16 protein-coding genes are annotated in these 17,253 nt (G+C 74.1%); all 16 read left to right on the top strand.

The genetic code is table 11. The features are described 5' to 3' along the window. Nucleotides 1-291 precede the first annotated feature (291 nt). The gene (locus tag AB1673_15970; protein MEW6155461.1) at nucleotides 292-1,971 is read left to right on the top strand and encodes a penicillin-binding protein 2; all 1,680 of its coding nucleotides are present in this window, start codon (nucleotides 292-294) and stop codon (nucleotides 1,969-1,971) included. Between the two features lie 5 nt (nucleotides 1,972-1,976). Next, nucleotides 1,977-3,473, top strand: coding sequence for a UDP-N-acetylmuramoyl-L-alanyl-D-glutamate--2,6-diaminopimelate ligase (locus AB1673_15965; protein ID MEW6155460.1), 1,497 nt, complete (start codon nucleotides 1,977-1,979; stop codon nucleotides 3,471-3,473). Then, nucleotides 3,470-4,780, top strand: a complete 1,311-nt coding sequence (gene murF / locus AB1673_15960) for a UDP-N-acetylmuramoyl-tripeptide--D-alanyl-D-alanine ligase (protein MEW6155459.1) — start codon at nucleotides 3,470-3,472, stop codon at nucleotides 4,778-4,780. Before AB1673_15965 ends, murF begins: the two co-directional genes overlap by 4 nt. Then, a complete protein-coding gene (gene mraY, locus AB1673_15955; GenBank protein ID MEW6155458.1) occupies nucleotides 4,774-5,814 on the top strand; it encodes a phospho-N-acetylmuramoyl-pentapeptide-transferase in 1,041 nt (346 codons plus the stop codon). Before murF ends, mraY begins: the two co-directional genes overlap by 7 nt. After that, nucleotides 5,807-7,129, top strand: coding sequence for a UDP-N-acetylmuramoyl-L-alanine--D-glutamate ligase (gene murD / locus AB1673_15950; protein MEW6155457.1), 1,323 nt, complete (start codon nucleotides 5,807-5,809; stop codon nucleotides 7,127-7,129). Before mraY ends, murD begins: the two co-directional genes overlap by 8 nt. Next, nucleotides 7,126-8,298, top strand: coding sequence for a putative lipid II flippase FtsW (gene ftsW / locus AB1673_15945; GenBank protein ID MEW6155456.1), 1,173 nt, complete (start codon nucleotides 7,126-7,128; stop codon nucleotides 8,296-8,298). The genes murD and ftsW overlap by 4 nt, the downstream gene beginning before the upstream one ends. After that, nucleotides 8,295-9,515 (top strand): UDP-N-acetylglucosamine--N-acetylmuramyl-(pentapeptide) pyrophosphoryl-undecaprenol N-acetylglucosamine transferase, encoded by a 1,221-nt coding sequence (locus AB1673_15940; protein MEW6155455.1) that lies wholly within the window; start codon nucleotides 8,295-8,297, stop codon nucleotides 9,513-9,515. The genes ftsW and AB1673_15940 overlap by 4 nt, the downstream gene beginning before the upstream one ends. Then, complete coding sequence (gene murC, locus AB1673_15935; protein ID MEW6155454.1) at nucleotides 9,508-10,890, top strand: UDP-N-acetylmuramate--L-alanine ligase; 1,383 nt, start codon at nucleotides 9,508-9,510, stop codon at nucleotides 10,888-10,890. The genes AB1673_15940 and murC overlap by 8 nt, the downstream gene beginning before the upstream one ends. Further along, nucleotides 10,887-11,879, top strand: a complete 993-nt coding sequence (murB, locus tag AB1673_15930; GenBank protein ID MEW6155453.1) for a UDP-N-acetylmuramate dehydrogenase — start codon at nucleotides 10,887-10,889, stop codon at nucleotides 11,877-11,879. The genes murC and murB overlap by 4 nt, the downstream gene beginning before the upstream one ends. 32 nt (nucleotides 11,880-11,911) lie before the next feature. Continuing rightward, the gene (locus AB1673_15925) at nucleotides 11,912-12,658 is read left to right on the top strand and encodes an FtsQ-type POTRA domain-containing protein (GenBank protein ID MEW6155452.1); all 747 of its coding nucleotides are present in this window, start codon (nucleotides 11,912-11,914) and stop codon (nucleotides 12,656-12,658) included. 176 nt (nucleotides 12,659-12,834) lie between these two features. Then, nucleotides 12,835-13,980, top strand: a complete 1,146-nt coding sequence (ftsZ, locus tag AB1673_15920) for a cell division protein FtsZ (GenBank protein ID MEW6155451.1) — start codon at nucleotides 12,835-12,837, stop codon at nucleotides 13,978-13,980. A 28-nt stretch (nucleotides 13,981-14,008) separates the two neighbouring features. Beyond that, the gene (locus AB1673_15915) at nucleotides 14,009-14,722 is read left to right on the top strand and encodes a laccase domain-containing protein (protein MEW6155450.1); all 714 of its coding nucleotides are present in this window, start codon (nucleotides 14,009-14,011) and stop codon (nucleotides 14,720-14,722) included. Beyond that, nucleotides 14,719-15,423 (top strand): YggS family pyridoxal phosphate-dependent enzyme, encoded by a 705-nt coding sequence (locus AB1673_15910; protein MEW6155449.1) that lies wholly within the window; start codon nucleotides 14,719-14,721, stop codon nucleotides 15,421-15,423. The genes AB1673_15915 and AB1673_15910 overlap by 4 nt, the downstream gene beginning before the upstream one ends. Before the next feature lie 26 nt (nucleotides 15,424-15,449). Continuing rightward, on the top strand, nucleotides 15,450-15,992 hold the full coding sequence (locus AB1673_15905) for a cell division protein SepF (GenBank protein MEW6155448.1): 543 nt from the start codon (nucleotides 15,450-15,452) through the stop codon (nucleotides 15,990-15,992). 3 nt (nucleotides 15,993-15,995) lie between these two features. Beyond that, nucleotides 15,996-16,247, top strand: coding sequence for a YggT family protein (locus tag AB1673_15900; GenBank protein MEW6155447.1), 252 nt, complete (start codon nucleotides 15,996-15,998; stop codon nucleotides 16,245-16,247). Between the two features lie 89 nt (nucleotides 16,248-16,336). Further along, nucleotides 16,337-17,253: hypothetical protein (locus AB1673_15895; protein ID MEW6155446.1), on the top strand; the 917-nt coding region annotated here is incomplete at its 3' end.

Here is a 17,253-nt window from a genome sequence, read left to right as displayed (position 1 = left end):
GTCCGGCCCGCCGTCCGGCCCGCCGCCGCCCGCCGTTCCACGGGCCCGGGGGCCCGGCCGGCCACCCTCCCCACACGCAAAGGTGCGGGGATGGGGGCGACGGGGAGGCGACGTCGGACACCGCCGGCTGGTAGGGGCCGGTCCAGCTTCGCCGGGCCGCCACCGCCGGCCCGGCGTCCCCGCGCCGCCACTTCCCCCCTCCCGCCCGCACGCCGCCCACGGGGCGCGGGCGGAGGGGCGGCGCGGTCGGTCTCCACCGCGCCGTTGTCGCGGGGCCGATTGGTGGTGCTGATGGGCGCGCTCGTCCTGGGCTTCGGGGCGGTCCTCGTGCGCCTCGTCGACGTGCAGGGCATCTCCGCCGGCCAGTACGCCGTGATCGGCCAGGACCAGCGGCTGGCGGCCGTCGAGCTGCCGGCCACCAGAGGTGCCATCTACGACCGCAACGGGGCTGCACTGGCCGTGTCGGTGGCCCGTACCACTGTGTGGGCCGACCCCCAGCTGGTCGACGACCCGGCCGGCGCGGCGGCCGCCCTGGCCCCCGTGCTGGGCCTGAGCGAGAGCGAGCTGCGGGCCAAGCTGACCACCAACTCCAGCTACGTGACGCTGGCCCGCCGGCTGGACGAGGCCACCGCCGAAGCCGTCCGCGCCCTCCCGCCGTTCAAGGGTGTCCTGGTCAAGGACGAGCCGACGCGGGTCCTGCCCGCCGGTCCGGTGGCCAGTCCCGTCATCGGCCTGGTCGACACCGACCAGCTGGGCTTCAGCGGCCTGGAGGGCCAGTACGAGCAGCTCCTGGCCGGACGGGCGGGCGAGCAGCTCGTCGAGCGCGACCCGGCGGGGCGCGACATCGCCGGGGGGGTCCGCCACAGCCGGGAGCCGGTCGCGGGGACGGGCCTCGTCCTGACCATCGACCGTGACCTGCAGTTCTTCACCGAGGCGGCGCTGGCTCGCCAGATCACCTCGTCCAACGCCCGGTCGGGCATCGCCATCGTCATGGACCCCCTCACCGGCGAGGTCCTGGCCATGGCCAACATGGTGGCGGGCGCCAACGGCAAGGCTCCCCAGCCCTCGGGCTACAACAAGGCCGTCATCGACGTCTACGAGCCGGGGTCGGTCAACAAGCTGGTCACCATGGCGGCCGCCCTCGACTCGGGGGCCGTGGGCCGCAACGACGTGTTCACGGTGCCCGACCGGATAACGGTGGCGGGTGACACGTTCGTCGACGCCGAGCCTCACCCCCCGCGGCAGTGGACGCCGGGAGACATCCTGTCCGAGTCGTCGAATGCAGGCGCCATCATGGTCGCCCAGGAGCTCGGCCGGGCCAGCTTCGACCGCTACCTGCGGGCCTTCCGCCTCGACGGCGACAGTGGCCTAGGGTTCCCCGGGGAGGCGTCGGGCATCCTCCCAGACCTCGACGCCTGGTCGGGGACGACCCTGCCTACTCTGGCCATCGGTTACGGCCTGGCCGTCACCCCCCTGCAGATGCTCACCGCCTACAACACGATCGCCAACGACGGGGTGTACGTGGCCCCGTCCCTCGTCCGCAGCGAGATCGGGCCGGACGGCCGGGAGCGGGCCCTGCCGCCGCCCGAGCAGCAACGGGTGGTCTCGTCGGCCACCGCGGCCGCCGTCCGGGAGATGCTGGCCGGTACGGTGGCCCACGGCACGGGCCGCACGGCCGCCGTCGCGGGCTACACCGTCGGGGGCAAGACGGGCACGGCCCGCAAGGCCGAGGGCGAGTACAAGGAGGGGGCCTACGTGGCCAGCTTCGCGGGGTTCATCCCCGCCGAGTCCCCCCGGCTTTCGGCCATCGTCGTGCTGGACGAGCCCCAGCCCTACACGGGAGCGCTCGCCTCCGGACCGGTCTTCGCCGAGCTCGCTGGTTACGCGGTCCGCCACTACCAGGTCCCGCCCAAACCGGTGGGCGACCTGGCGGCGGGTACCCTCGTGGCGTCATCGGCGACGAGGCCCTGAGCGACATGCGGTCCTCCATGGCCCACAGCCACGGGAAGGCCGCCGAGGTCCAGAGCCCGGTGCCGCTGGAGCGCCTGCTGGGTGGGATCGACGTGCTCCGGGCGCAGGGCGGTCGCGGCGCGCCCCCGATCGCGGGTGTCATGGTGACCGGGGTCACCCACGACTCGCGCCTGGTCACCGCCGGCTCGTTGTTCTGCTGCCTGCGGGGCTCGCGCCGCGATGGGCACGACCACGCCCGGGACGCAGTCGAGGCCGGGGCCAGCGTCCTGCTGTGCGAGCGGCCCGTCGACCTCGGGCCCGGCCTCGACGCCGTCCAGGTCATCGTGGCCGACGCCCGGGCCGCCATGGCCCCGGTAGCGGCCGCCTTCTGGGGCCATCCGTCCCGCCGCCTGGCCGTCGCCGGGATCACCGGCACCAACGGCAAGACGACCGTTACGTGGCTGCTGCGCTCGGTCCTGGAGACCGCGGGTACACCCGCCGAGGTGATCGGGACGCTGTCGGGGACGCACACCACGCCCGAGGCCCCCGAACTCCAGTCCCGCCTGGCTGAGATGGCGGCCGCCGGGACCGGGGCAGTGGCCATGGAGGTCTCGTCCCACGCCCTCGCGCAGCACCGGGTGGACGCCATGTGGTTCGACGTGGTCGCCTTCACCAACCTCAGCCAGGACCACCTCGACTTCCACCACACGATGGACTCCTACTTCATGGCCAAAGCCTCGCTCTTCGACCCCGCTCGGGCGCGGGTGGCGGTGGTCAACGCCGACGACCCCTGGGGACGGCGGTTGGCGGCGACCACGGCCCTGCCTGTACGCACCTTCACGGCGGCCGACGCCCAAGACGTCCGCCCCCGTCGCGACGGCACGTCGTTCACGTGGGAGGGCCGGAGGGTCGAGCTGCGCCTGCCTGGGGCGTTCAACGTCGGCAACGCCCTGGCCGCGGCCACGGTCGCCCGGGAGATGGGTGTCGACGCCGACGCCGTGGCCGCCGGCCTGGGAGCGGTGGGGTCGGTGCCCGGCCGCTTCGAGCGGGTGGACGGTGGCGGCGAGGTGGCCGTCGTAGTCGACTACGCACACACGCCCGCCGGCCTGGAGAACGCCCTGGGCGCGGCGCGCGCCCTGGCCCCGGCGCCCGCCCGGGTCATCGCCGTCTTCGGGGCCGGGGGCGACCGTGACCACGACAAGCGGCCGGCCATGGGCGAGGTGGCGTCCCGCCTGGCCGACCTGGCCGTGCTGACCACCGACAACCCCCGCGACGAGGACCCGGCGGCCATCATCGCCGAGGTGGTGGCCGGGGCCGGGGGCCGGTCGTCGCTGGCCGTGGAGCCCGACCGCCGGGCGGCCATCGCCCTGGCCCTCGACGCCGCCCGCCCCGGGGACGTGGTAGTGATCGCCGGCAAGGGCCACGAGACCGACCAGGTCTTCGGCGGGGGCCGGGTCGAGCCCTTCGACGACCGGGCCGTGGCCCGGGCCGAGCTGGCCCGCCGAGGCCTGGGGGCGCCGTGAGGTTCAAGGCGTCGGAGCTGCCGGGCCGGGCCGTGGGCCCCGAGACCGAGGTCGAGGGGGCCGTCATCGACTCGCGCCGGGTGCGGGGGGGCGAGCTGTTCGTCCCCGTGGTGGCCGGCCGCGACGGCCACGACTTCATCGACCACGCCCTCGCGGCCGGGGCCGCCGCCCACTTCACGGCTCGCGAGCCGCTGGGCGGCGCCGTCACTTCGGTGCTGGTGGAGGACACGGTGGCCGCCCTGGCCGATCTCGCCCGCCTGGCCCGGTCCCGCTTGGGCGACCAGGTCGTCGGGGTGACGGGCTCGTCGGGCAAGACCTCGACCAAGGACCTACTGGCCTCGGTCCTGGCCGTGCTGGGCCCCTGCGCGGCCAACGAGCGGTCGTTCAACAACGAGTTGGGCGTGCCCCTCACGCTCGTGAACGCGCCCGCTGACGCGGCCACCGTGGTCGTCGAGATGGGTGCCCGGGGCGCCGGCCACATCCGCGCCCTGTGCGAAATCGCCCGGCCCACGGTCGGCGTGGTGACCAACGTCAGCCTCTCGCACACGGAGTTCCTGGGTTCGATCGAGGGCGTGGCGGCCGCCAAGTCGGAGCTGGTGGCCAGCCTGCCTCCTTCGGGCACGGCCGTCCTCAACGCCGGTGACCCGCGGGTGGCGGCCATGGCCGGGGCCTCGCAGGCGGCCGTGGTGACCTTCGGGGTGGACGCGGGCGACGTCCGGGCCTCGGGTGTCAGCCTCGACGGCGAGCTGCGGGCCTCGTTCACCCTCGATAGCCCGTGGGGGCGGGCCGCGGTGCGCTTGGAGCTCCGGGGCGCCCACCAGGTGGCCAACGCGGCCGCCGCCGCGGCTGCCGCCCTCAGCCTGGGGGCCGACCTGGAGGCTGTGGCCGCCGGCTTGGCCCGGGCCCGCGGCTCGGCCTGGCGCATGGAGGTGAGCCGGGGGGTGTCGGGGGTGCTGGTGGTGAACGACGCCTACAACGCCAACCCGGCGTCGGTGGACGCCGCCCTGCGTTCGCTGGCCTCCATCGAGGGGCCCGGCCGGCGGGTGGCTGTCCTCGGGCCCATGCTCGAACTAGGGGACGTCTCGGCCGCCGAGCACCGGCGGGCGGTCGCCGTGGCCGCCGAGCTGGGCCTCGAGGTGCTGGTCGTGGGGACCGACGAGTACGGGCGGGCGCCGGTGGGGCTCGACGAGGTAGGGGCCGCGCTGGCCGCCCTCGGCGAAGGCGACGCCGTCCTCGTGAAGGCCAGCCGGGCCGCCGGCCTCGAGCGGTTGGCGGCCGCCCTGGTCGCCGGGGACCGGCAGTGGTAGCGCTCCTGGTGGCGGCCAGCGTGGGCCTGCTGGTGTCGATCCTGGGGACGCCCATCCTCATCCGCAGCCTCCAGCGCCGGGGGATCGGCCAGCAGATCCGTGAGGACGGGCCCCAGGGCCACGTGACCAAGGCGGGCACGCCCACCATGGGCGGCATCACGATGCTGTTGGCCCTGGTGGTGGCCTACGTGGCCAGCCATATCGCCACCGGGGCGGTCTTCACGGCCGCCGGGGTGCTGGTGGTCATGGTCGCCTTGGGCGCCGGCCTCGTCGGCCTGGCCGACGACTGGATCAAGGTGTCTCGCCAACGCAGCCTGGGCCTCAACAAGACGGCCAAGACCGTCGGCCTGGTGGCCGTGGCCCTGGTATTCGCGCTCCTGGCCGTCTACTGGGCCAACGTGCGCACCAACGTGTCGTTCAGCCGCCATGTGTTCGAGCTGAACGACGGCGCTTACATCATCTGGGCCGTCCTCATAGTCCTGGGGACGAGCCACGCCGTCAACCTGTCCGACGGCCTGGACGGGTTGGCCGCGGGGGCGTCCATATACGCATTCGCGGCCTTCGTGTTCATCGGGTTCTGGCAGTTCCGGCACCCGTCCTGCTACAACGTCGGGCCCGCGCTCGACCTCTCACTGGTGGCCGCTGCCCTGGTGGGAGCGTGTACCGGCTTCCTATGGTGGAACGCGGCCCCGGCCAAGATATTCATGGGTGACACGGGCGCGCTGGCCCTGGGGGCGGCGCTGGCCGGCCTGGCCCTGACCACCAACACCCACCTGCTGCTGCCCATCGTCGGCGGCTTGTTCGTGATGATCACCCTGTCGGTGGCCATCCAGGTGCTGGCCTTCCGCATGTTCGGCCAGCGGGTGTTCAGGATGGCGCCCATCCACCACCACTTCGAGCTGGTGGGGTGGCCCGAGACGACCGTCATCATCCGCTTCTGGATCCTGTCGCTGATGTTCACGGCCCTCGCCCTGGGCTTCTTCTACGCCGACTACCTGTCGGCCGGTCCTCTCTGCCGGGTGCCCGGTGGCTGAGACGGCCCTGGTCGTCGGGATGGGCTCCAGTGGCGAGGCCGTGGCCCGCCACCTGCTCGACCGCGGGGCGCGGGTGGTGGCCGTCGACGACGCGCCCACCGACGCCGCCCGGCGCCGGGCGGCCGACGCCGGCATCAACCTCATCGTGGGCCCCGACCTCGACGTCCTGCGCCGGCTGGTGACGGCCGCCGAGGTGGTCGTACCCAGCCCGGGCGTGCCCGAAGGCCACCCGGTGTTCGCCCTGGCCGAGGAACTGGGTACCCCGGTGCGGGGCGAGGTGGAGCTGGCCGGACGCTGGGCCCGGCGGCCGGTCGTGGCCATCACCGGGACCAATGGCAAGACCACGGTGACCGAGCTGGTGACGGCCATGCTGCAGGAGTCGGGGGCCCGGGCGGTGGCTGCCGGCAACATCGGCCTGCCCCTGTCCGAGGCCGTCCGCCGTGACGTCGACGTGTTCGTGGCCGAGGTCTCGTCCTTCCAGCTCCGTTTCACCGACTCGTTCCGCCCCAAGGTGGCTGTGTGGCTCAACCTGGCCGAGGACCACCTCGACTGGCACGCCGACATGGCCGCCTATGCGGCGGCCAAGGCCCGCATCTGGGCCAACCAGGGCCCGGGCGACGTGGCCGTCGTCAACGCCGACGACCCGGTGGTCATGGTCAACGCGGCCCACGCCCCCTCCACGGTGGTGACGTTCGGGTTGTCCGAGCCCGCTGACTACACCGTGGTGGGCGACGAGCTGCGGGGCCCCGCGGGAGCTTTGGCCACCATCGCCGACCTGCGCCGGGCACTGCCCCACGACCTCGCCAACGGCCTGGCTGCGGCGGCCGCCGCCCTGGCCGCGGGCGCCACCGTCGAGGGCGTAGGCGCGGCTCTGCGCCAGCGCGAGGGCGGGCCCCACCGAGTGGAGCTCGTGGCCGAGTCGGGCGGCGTGCGCTGGTACGACGACTCCAAGGCGACCAACCCCCACGCCGCCCTGGCCGCTTTGTCCGGCTTCGAGTCGGTCGTGCTCATCGCCGGCGGCCGCAACAAGGGCCTCGACCTGCGACCGCTGGCCTCGGCCTCCGACCGGGTGAGGGGTGTCGTCGCCCTGGGCGAGGCCGCCCCCGAGGTGGCGGCCGCCTTCGCCGGGGCCCGCCCGGTCGTCAGCGTGGCCGCCATGGGCGAGGCCGTCGAGGCGGCCGCCGCCATGGCTCAGCCGGGCGATGTGGTCCTGCTGGCGCCCGCCTGCGCCTCGTTCGACCAGTACGGCAGCTACGCCGAGCGGGGCGACGATTTCGCCCGCCGGGTAAGGGAACGGCTGGGGGCGAGCCGGTGAGCGGGCCTGCGGGCCGCGGGCTGCGCCCCGTCCCGGCCCCGGCGCCCGGGCGCCGGGGGCGGCCGTCGCGGGCCTCGGCCGCGGCCGGGCTCGGGATCGTCGTCGGTTTCCTGTGCCTGCTGGGGCTGCTCATGGTGCTGTCGGCATCGTCGGTGGAGGCCCTGCACGTCTACGGCGGGGCCTGGCTCTTCTTCCAGCGCCAGCTCATGTGGGTGTGCCTGGGCATGGCAGCCCTCGTGCTGGTCGCCCGGTCCGACTACCGCCGCTGGCAGCGGTTGGGGGCACCTGCGGTGGTCCTGTGCGGCCTGCTGCTCATCCTCGTTCTCATGCCCGGGGTGGGGGTGACGGCCGGCGGCTCGACCCGGTGGCTCGGCTTCGGCCCCCTGAACATGCAGCCGTCCGAGCTGGCCAAGCTGGCCCTGCTCGTCTACGCCGCCGACCTGGTGGCCCGGCGGGCCGACCGGGCCCACGAACCGGGCGCCGTCCTGCGCCCCCTCCTGGTGGTGGGGGGCCTGCTCGGTGGGTTGGTGATGCTCCAGCCCGACATGGGCACGACCATCATCCTCACGATCATCGTGCTCATCGCCGTGTTCGTCGGGGGCCTCCCGCTCATGCGCATGGGCGCCCTGATGGCGGCGACGCTCGTGGGCGGGTTCGTGTTCGGCATGTCCGAGGAGTACCGCCGGGCGCGGATGCTGTCTTTCCTCGACCCGTGGGCCGACGCCGGCAACACCGGCTACCAGGTCTCCCAGTCGCTGGTCGCCCTCGGGTCAGGGCGGCTGACGGGCGTGGGCCTGGGCGAGAGCCGGGCCAAGTGGGGCTTTCTCCCCAACGCCCACACCGACTTCATCTACGCCATCATCGGCGAGGAGCTGGGCCTGGTCGGGACCATCTTGGTGCTCGCCCTGTTCCTGGCCTTCACCGTGCTGGGGGTCAAGGTCGCCCTGCGTGCCCCGGACCGCTTCGGCACGCTGCTGGCGGCCGGGGTGACTGGTTGGGTGGCGGGCCAGGCCCTGATCAACATGGGGGCGGTGACCGGGCGACTGCCGGTCACGGGCGTGCCCCTGCCGTTCGTGTCCTTCGGCGGCTCGTCGCTGGTGGTCACCATGGCGGCCGCCGGCCTGTTGATGAGCGTCTCCCGTCACGGAGCGAGAAGGAGGGCACCGTGACCTACGCCGTGATCGCCGGCGGGGGGACCGCGGGCCACGTGGTCCCCGGGCTGGCCATCGCCCGCGCCCTGGTCGAGCGCGGTCACGACCCCGGTTCGCTGCACTTCGTCGGCAGCCGGGCGGGCATCGAGGCCCGCCTCGTCCCGGCCGCCGGGTTCCGCCTGACGGCCCTGCCCGGTCGGGGCATCCAGCGCCGGCTCACGGCCGAGAACCTGGCCGCAGCCGCCGGGCTGTCCCGGGCCGTGGGGGCGGCCATGGCCCTGCTGCGCCGGGAGCGGCCCCGGGTGGTGGTGTCCGTGGGCGGGTTCGCCTCGGTGCCCTGTGCCCTGGCGGCCGCCACCTTGAGGGTGCCCATCGTCGTCCACGAGCAGAACGCCGTCCCCGGGGCGGCCAACCGCCTGGTCGCCCCCCTGGCCAAGGCCAGCGCCGTGTCCTACCCGGGCACGGCCCTGCCCCGGGCCGTCGTCACCGGCAACCCGGTCCGCCCCGAGGTCCTGGCGGCCGTCCGGACCGCCGACCGCGCCGGCGCCCGGGCCGCCCTCGACCTGCCGGCCGACCGCCAGGTGGTGGCCGTGTTCGGGGGCTCGCTGGGGGCCATGCGCCTCAACGTGGCCGTGCTCGACGTCCTGGGGGAGTGGGCCGCCCGCGACGACCTCGCCCTCCACCACGTGGTGGGCGAGCGCGACTGGCAGCTGGTCACCTCCTGCCTGCCTGGCCTCGGCTTTGGCCCCGCCCCCGTCGGCGGGGTTGACGGGGCCGACGCCCAGGACGACCCCCCGGACGACCCGCCCGACGACCCGGGTGAGGGGGGCCGAGGGCGGTGGGTGCCGGCGGGGGGGCAGGGGCTCGACTACCGGGCCGTGCGTTACGAGGACCGGATGGCGGACCTTCTGGTGGCCGCCGACCTCTTCGTGTGCCGGGCGGGCGGCAACACCGTGGCCGAACTGGCGGTGGCCGGAGCGCCGGCCGTGCTCGTCCCCCTGCCGGGCGCGCCGGGCGACCACCAGACGGCCAACGCCATGGCCTTGGCCGGCGCCGGCGCAGCCGTGGTGGTGCCCGACGCCGAGCTCGACGGCCGGCGGCTGGCGGGCGAGGCCGGGCCCCTGCTCTCGGGGCCCGAGCGCCTGGCGGGCATGGCCAGGGCGGCCCACAGCCTGGCCCGCCCCGAGGCCGCCGACCACATCGCCGCCCTCGTGGAGGAACACGCCCGTGGGTGAGACCGACGCCGGGCCCGAGCTGGACCGGCCCCGGCGCGTCCATGTCGTCGGCGTCGCGGGGGCGGGCATGAGCGCCATCGCCGAGGTCCTGGTGGCCATGGGCCACCAGGTCTCCGGCAGCGACAAAGCCGAGTTCCCGGTTATGGACCGCCTGCGGGCCCTGGGGGCCCGGTGCTCGGCCGGGTTCGACCCGGCCAACGTGGACGGTGCCGAGCTCCTGGCCGTCTCCACCGCATGGCTCGACGGCAACCCCGAGGTGGACGAGGCCCGCCGCCGGGGCGTTCCCGTGCTGCGCCGGGCGGCCGTGCTGGCCGCCATCTGCCGCCAGCGGCGCACGGTGGCCGTGGCCGGGACCCACGGAAAGACGACAACCTCGGGGATGCTGGCCACCGTCTTGGACGGGGCCGGCACCGGTCCCTCGTTCGTCGTCGGCGGGGAACTGGCGGGCCTGGGCACCGGCGCCCGCTGGGGCGAGGGCGAGTGGATGGTCGTGGAGGCCGACGAGAGCGACGGGACCTTCCTCGAACTGCCGGCCGAGCTGGCCGTGGTGACCAGCGTCGAGCCCGACCACCTCGAGCACTGGGGCGGGCTCGCCTCCCTGCAGGCCGCCTTCGGGCGGTTCGTGGGGGCTGCGGCCCGGGCGGTCGTGTGTGGCGACGACGCCGGGGCGGCCGCCCTGGCCGGCACCCCGGGAACCGATGTCGTCACCTACGGGTTCGGCGCCGCCAACCGGGCGCGCCTGTCGGGCTACGAGGGGGACGGCCGGCGTAGCCGCTTCACGTTCGCCCTCGGTGAGGACGAGCCGGTGGCGGTCGATCTGGCCGTGCCCGGTCGCCACAACGCCCTCAACGCGGCCGCCGCCCTCGCGGCCGCGGCCGCCACGGGTGTGGCCCCCTCCGAAGGGGCGAGGGCCCTGTCCGGCTACCGGGGGGTGGCCCGCCGGGCCCAGTACCGGGGCGAGCGCGGCGGGGTGACCTTCGTCGACGACTACGCCCATCTGCCCACCGAGGTGGCCGCCGCCCTGGCCGCCGCCCGTGAAGGCCCATGGCCGCGGGTCGTGTGTGTGTTCCAGCCCCACCGCTACAGCCGCACGGCCGCCTTGTGGCGCGAGTTCGCCCACGCCTTCACGGCCGCCGACCTGCTGGTCGTGACCGACGTCTATCCCGCCGGCGAGGCCCCCCGGCCCGGGGTGAGCGCCAAGCTGGTGGTCGACGCCGTCCTCGACGCCCACCCCTCCCAGCCGGTGGCCTGGATGCCGGCCCGGGAGGACCTGGTGGCCTACCTCCGGGCCCGGCTGCGCCCCGGCGACCTCTGTCTCACCCTGGGCGCCGGCGACCTCACGTCAGTGCCCGACGAGCTCTTGGGGCGGGCGTGAGCCATCCGCGCGGCCGCCCCCCGGGCGCCGGCCCGAGCGCCGGTACCGGCGCCCGTGCCGGCCCTGCGGTCGAGGCCGCTGCGGCCGTGCTGGGCCCCCGGGCTCAGCGGGGGCGGCTCCTCGGGCCCATGACCACTTACCGTGTCGGCGGGCCGGCCGCCATCTTCGTCGAAGCGGCCGGGGAGGACGACCTTGTGGCGGTGGCCGAGGCCGTGGCTGTGTCGGGCCTACCTGTCCTTGTCATCGGTCGCGGCTCGAACCTCCTGGTGGCCGACGGGGGTTTCGCGGGTCTCGCCCTGGCGCTGGGAGAGCCCTTCGCCACCATCGACATCCGGGGGACCGAGGTCACCGCTGGGGCGGCGGCCACCCTGCCCGTGCTGGCCCGCCGGACAGCAGCCGCCGGCCTGCGGGGGCTGGAGTGGGCCGTGGGCGTCCCCGGGTCGGTGGGTGGCGGCGTCCGCATGAACGCCGGCGGCCACGGGTCAGACATTGCGGCCACACTGGCGGGCGCGCAGGTGTTCGACCTCGCCTCGGCAAGCTGGGGCGACCGCTCGGCCGCCGATCTGTCCCTGGGTTACCGGCGGTCGGCCCTGGGCCCCCGAGAGGTGGTGCTCTCGGGGCGGTTCGCCCTGGCCCGGGGAGACCGCGAGGCGGCCGAGCGGGAGGTGACCGAGGTCGTGCGCTGGCGGCGCCAGCACCAGCCCGGCGGGGCCAACGCGGGGTCGGTGTTCACCAACCCGCCGGGCGATAGCGCCGGCCGGCTGGTGGAGGCGGCCGGGTTGAAGGGCCATCGCGAGGGTTCGGCCTACGTGTCGCCTAAGCACGCCAACTTCATCCAGGTCGACGACGGGGGCTCGGCCGCCGATGTCGTGCGCCTCATGGAGGTCGTAGCCCGGAGGGTGTTGGAGTCCTCCGGGGTCGAGCTCCAGCCCGAGGTCCACATGGTTGGCTTCGGTCCTATATCACTCTCGACTGGAGGTCTAGGATGACGGTGACAACGTCTCCACCTGCGGTTTCGCGTATGGACCCCCGGATCCGCCAGCGCCGGGTCGACGTCCGGCGCCAGGAGGGGCGGCGCCGCCTGAAGGCGCTGATCGTCCTGCTGGCCGTGACCGTGCTGGCCGGCGCCGGTTGGGCGGCGGCCCGCTCGCCTCTGCTCGACGTCGACCACATCGAGGTCGAGGGTGCGGTGCGCACCCCGCTCGAGGAGGTGGCGGCCGCCACCGGCCTCAGGCTGGGCGCCGCCATGGTCGATGTCGACGAGCGGGCCGTGGCCGCGGGCGTCGAGTCCCTCCCGTGGGTGCGGACCGCGGTCGTGCACCGGGAGTGGCCGGGAACGCTCGTGATCAGGGTGGACGAGCGAGACGCGCGGGCAGCGGTCCCCCGCGATGGGGACCGCTGGGCCCTGATCGACGGCAACGGTCGAGTGCTGGCCGATGTCGAGGTTCAGCCCGAGGGCCTGGTCCGCATCGAGGGCCTAGAGGCCCTGCCGGCACCCGGTGGGACGGTCCCCGACGCCGCCTCCGCTCTGGCCGTGGCCGCCGCCCTCACCCCCGAGATGGCGGGCCGGACCGAGGCCGTCGCGGTGGTGGAGGGCGGCCATGTCGAGCTCAAGCTGAACCCGCGCGGTACCGTACGGCTGGGCCCCGCTCAAGACCTCGGGGCCAAGCTCAGGTCGACGGAGACAGTGCTGTCGTCCGTCGGCACCGAGGACCTCGCGGTCCTCGATGTCAGACTTCCCTCAAGCCCGGTCTTGACTCGCGGGTGAGTTCGTGCGAGAGTTTCGACCCTCAGCGCAGGTTGACATAACTCTTGACCTGTAGTGGAGGTTGAGGCCAAGTGACAATTGAACGGAGCGGCCTCGCGCAACGAACGCGACGGCCACGGACAGTGGCCGCTGGCCCTAGGGGCGGACGGGCCACAGGCACGGGGAGTAGAGCCATGATCGGCGCACCACAGAACTACCTGGCCGTCATCAAGGTGGTCGGCATCGGAGGCGGCGGCGTCAACGCGGTCAACCGCATGATCGACGCCGGCCTGAAGGGCGTCGAGTTCATCGCCGTCAACACCGATGCTCAGGCCCTCCTGATGAGCGACGCCGACGTCAAGCTCGACATCGGCCGGGAACTGACCCGGGGCCTCGGTGCCGGGAGCGACCCCGAGATCGGGCGGGAGGCGGCCGAGGAGCACCGGGACGAGATCGAGGAGGTGCTCAAGGGCGCCGACATGGTCTTCATCACCGCCGGCAAGGGCGGGGGCACGGGCACGGGCGGCGCCCCCGTGATCGCCGAGATCGCCAAGAACCAGGGAGCGTTGACCATCGGGGTGGTGACCCGCCCGTTCTCGTTCGAGGGCCGGGTGCGGTCGAACCAGGCCGAGAAGGGCATCCAGGTGCTCAAGGAGAAGGTCGACACCCTGATCGTCATCCCCAACGACCGCCTGCTGTCGGTCTCCAACGAGAAGACGTCGGCCCTCAACGCCTTCAAGATGGCCGACGAGGTGCTACTCCAGGGTGTCCAGGGCATAACCGACCTCATCAACACCCCGGGGCTCATAAACACCGACTTCGCCGACGTGAAGAAGATCATGACCAACGCGGGCACCGCCCTGATGGGCATCGGCTACGCCTCGGGCGAGGGCCGGGCCATCAACGCGGCCCGGGCCGCCATCTCCAGCCCGTTGCTCGAGGCCTCCATCGAGGGGGCGCGCGGGATCCTGCTCAACATCTCCGGGGGCAGCGACCTCGGCCTGTTCGAGGTCAACGAGGCCGCCGAGATCATCCACGAGGTCGCCCACCCCGACGCCAACATCATCGCCGGCATGGTCATCGACGACGCCATGGGCGACGAGGTGCGGGTGACGGTGATCGCCGCCGGCTTCGACCGCTGGGACGAGGGCCGCGACGCGCCCCGCCGTACCGAGGCCCCCCGGGGCCAGGCCGGCGGCCTCGGCCTGTCCGACGACGACGTCTTCGGCCGGGGTGGCAACGACGTGTTCGGCCGGGGCAACGACGTGTTCGGCCGCGGCGGCGACGACCTCGGGCTGGCCGACGACGATGACGACTTCGACGTCCCGTCCTTCCTCAAGTGACCGGTCCGGCCGAGATCGTCCTGCGCGGATGAGCGCGGTGGCGGGGGTACCGACCCTCGCTCCGGCGCGCCGCTTGGGCCCCGCTCAGGTCCGCTTCACGGGCCGGGCCGAGGGTGACATGGGCCATGGGGGCCTCTATGCCACCGAGGTGGCGCCCGAGGTCGAGCAGCGCCGCCGGGCGGTGTGCGAACACCCCTGGACGTGGCTGCGCCAGGTGCACGGTCGCGAGGTGGTACGGGTCGCCCGCCCCGGCGCAGGCGCCGGGGCGGTGGCCGACGCGGCAGTGACCGACCAGGCCGGCTGCGCCTTGGCCGTCCTGACGGCCGACTGCGCCCCGGTAGTCCTGGCCGGCCAGTCCCACCGGGGCGGGGCCCTGGCCGTGGCCCACGCGGGCTGGGCCGGGCTCCTGGCCGGCGTCGTCGAGGCGACCGTGGCTGAGATGGAGGACCTGGGTGCGACCGGCATCCAGGCCCTCATCGGTCCATGCGTCCACCCTGAGTGCTACGAGTTCGGCGAAGGCGACCTGGCCCGGATGGAGGAGCGGTTCGGGCCGTCGGTGCGGGCGAGGACGGCCGCCGGCGCTCCCGCCCTCGACCTGCCGGCCGCCGTGCGCGTCGCGCTGGCCCGGGCCGGGGTGACGGCCGTGGCCGACGCAGGAGCCTGCACGGCCTGCTCGCCGGCATGGTTCTCGTGGCGGGCCCGGCGTGATCGCGGACGCCAGGCGACCGTGGTGTGGCGGTGACGGCCGTGGTTGCCGCGGCCCCGACCGTGGCCGAACGCCTCGAGGTCGTGAGAGGCCGCATCGCGGCCGCCGGCGGTTCAAACAGCGCCGTGACGGTCGTGGCCGTGACCAAGGGGTTCGGGCCCGAGGCGGTGGCGGCCGCTCTCGACGCGGGCGTGGCCGACGTGGGCGAGAGCTATGCCCAGGAGATGGCCACCAAGGTGGGCGCCCTGGGCGCCGCAGACGCCGGCCGGGCGGAGGCCGGGCCGTGCCGCTGGCACTTCCTGGGCCACGTCCAGCGCAACAAGGTCAGGCGCCTGGCGCCCGCCGTCCACCTGTGGCAGGCGGTCGACCGCCTCTCGGCCGGGGCCGAGATAGCCCGCTGGTCCCCGGCCGCCCAGGTGCTGGTCCAGGTGAACGTCTCGGGCGACCCGGCCAAGCACGGCTGCCGCCCTGAGGACGTCGGAGCGCTGGTCGAGGCCCTGGCCGGGCTCGGCCTCCAGGTCCGCGGGCTGATGGCCGTGGGGCCGAGCGGGCCCCCGGAGGCGGCCCGCGAAGGCTTCCGCAGCCTTGCCCGCCAGGCCGACCGGCTGGGGCTGGCAGAGCGTTCGATGGGTATGAGTGACGACCTCGAGGTCGCCGTGCAGGAGGGGAGCACGATGGTCCGTTTGGGACGGGCCCTGTTCGGGAGCCGCCCCTCGGCGCCCGGGCCCCGGCGATAGGCTACGAAGGCCAAGGAGGCGACTCGATGGCATCAATCTGGCGACGAGCGATGGTTTACCTGGGGCTTGTCGACGACGAGGAGTATGACGAGTACGAGCCGTACCCCCCCGAGCCCCAACCGGCGCCCCGGCCCGTGCGCCGTGCCCCGGCCATGCCCGAGCGCAGCTACGAGCCGGAGCCGTCGGCCATGAGCGGCGTACGCACTCTCCCGGCGCGCGAACCGGAGAGCAGCGTGCAGGTCCAGCGGCCGGCAGCTTCGGCCGTCGTCCGCCCGCTGCAACCGCCCACCCAGCACCAGAAGGTCCACGCGCTGGCCCCCAGCGGGTTCAACGACGCCAAGGACATCGGTGACCGCCTCAAGAACGGCCAGCCCGTGATCGTCAACCTCCAGGGCGTCGACCGCGACCTTGCCCGGCGGCTGATCGACTTCTCGAGCGGGCTGACTTACGGCCTCGGCGGCCAGATGGAGAAGGTCGCCGACTCGGTCTTCCTGCTCACCCCGTCCAACGTCGAGGTCTCCCCCGAGGAAAAGCGGCGCTTGCAGGAGCGCGGGCTCTATCGTTCCTGACTTGTGTCCCTCGTCTGCCGTCTCATCCAGCTCTACATCATCGTCCTGTTCGCCAGGATCATCCTCTCGTGGTTCCCGGTCAGCCCCGACAGCGGCCTCTCGTCGGTCTACCGGTTCCTCCACACGGTGACCGAACCGGTGCTCGCGCCCATCCGGCGGGTGGTGCCTCCCCTCGGCGTGGGAGGCATGGGCCTCGACCTCTCGCCCATGATCGTGACGTTCGGCCTCGTGTTCCTCAGCGGTGCCATCTGCTGAAGTGCGGAACCGGTGGGCTGGCCCGGTTAGCATCAGTGGCTCGGATCGGCACCCGGAACATTCACGCGCACTGATGGGACGGTGACCCTGTGGTCTTGGTGAGCTTGGCGTTGGTCGTGGCGGCGGCCATCACGCTCGTGGTCGGCCTGCTTCAGTCGGGCTTGACCTTGATCTACGCGTCCATAGCCTGCAGCGTTCTTGCCGGCCTCGTGCTCGCGGTGGCGGTCCTACGGGGCCGGCCCGACGAGGAGGCGCCGCCGCGTGCGGCTGCCCCGTCGCCCGCCCCCTCGGCCACCGCGTCCGCCACCACCTCGTCGGCTCCGCCGTGGCAGAGCGGGCCTGAGCCTTCGGGCGCGGGGACGGCCCCGTGGTCGCCCCCGGCGCGCGAGCCGGCGCCCGCGGCCCAGGCCCAGCTCGAACCCGAGGACGAGCCCGTGGGTGCCGTGCTGGGCGGCGTGCTGGGCAGCCGGCCCTTCGGCCGGGCCAGCGACCGTACCCAGCAGTTCGATCCGCCGAGCTACGACGACGATGACGACGGGTTCCCGATCCCCAACTACGACGAGCTGCGCTCCTCGGAGGTCATGGCCGCTTTGGCCGACCTGTCAGGCCCCGAGCTGGAGCAGGTCCGCGAGCGCGAGGCCGCGGGGATGAACCGCTTCACCGTCCTGAGCAAGGTCGACGCCCTGCTGGCCGCGGACGACGGCGACGGCGAGGGCGACGGCGAGGGCGACGAGGGCGACTGGGACATCCGGGACACCGAGTGGTCGAGCCCGGCACGGCCTGGTGACGACGACTTCGACGACGACTTCGAGGACGAGGACGAGGACGAGCCGGTGGTCGCGCCCCCGCCCCGGCGTGCTCCCGCCCGCCGCTCCCCGCCGGTCACCAAGGCCCCCGCCCGCAAGGCTCCGGCCCGCAAGGCCCCCGCCCGCAAGGCCCCTGCCCGCACGGCCCCCGCCCGCACGGCGGCGGCTGCCAAGGCGGCCCCGGCGGCCAAGAAGGCGGT

This window comes from Actinomycetota bacterium (assembly GCA_040754375.1).
Classification (GTDB): domain Bacteria; phylum Actinomycetota; class Acidimicrobiia; order Acidimicrobiales; family AC-14; genus JBFMCT01.
Note: the sequence above shows the minus strand (reverse complement) of the source record. Positions and strands in the feature narration are given on the sequence as shown.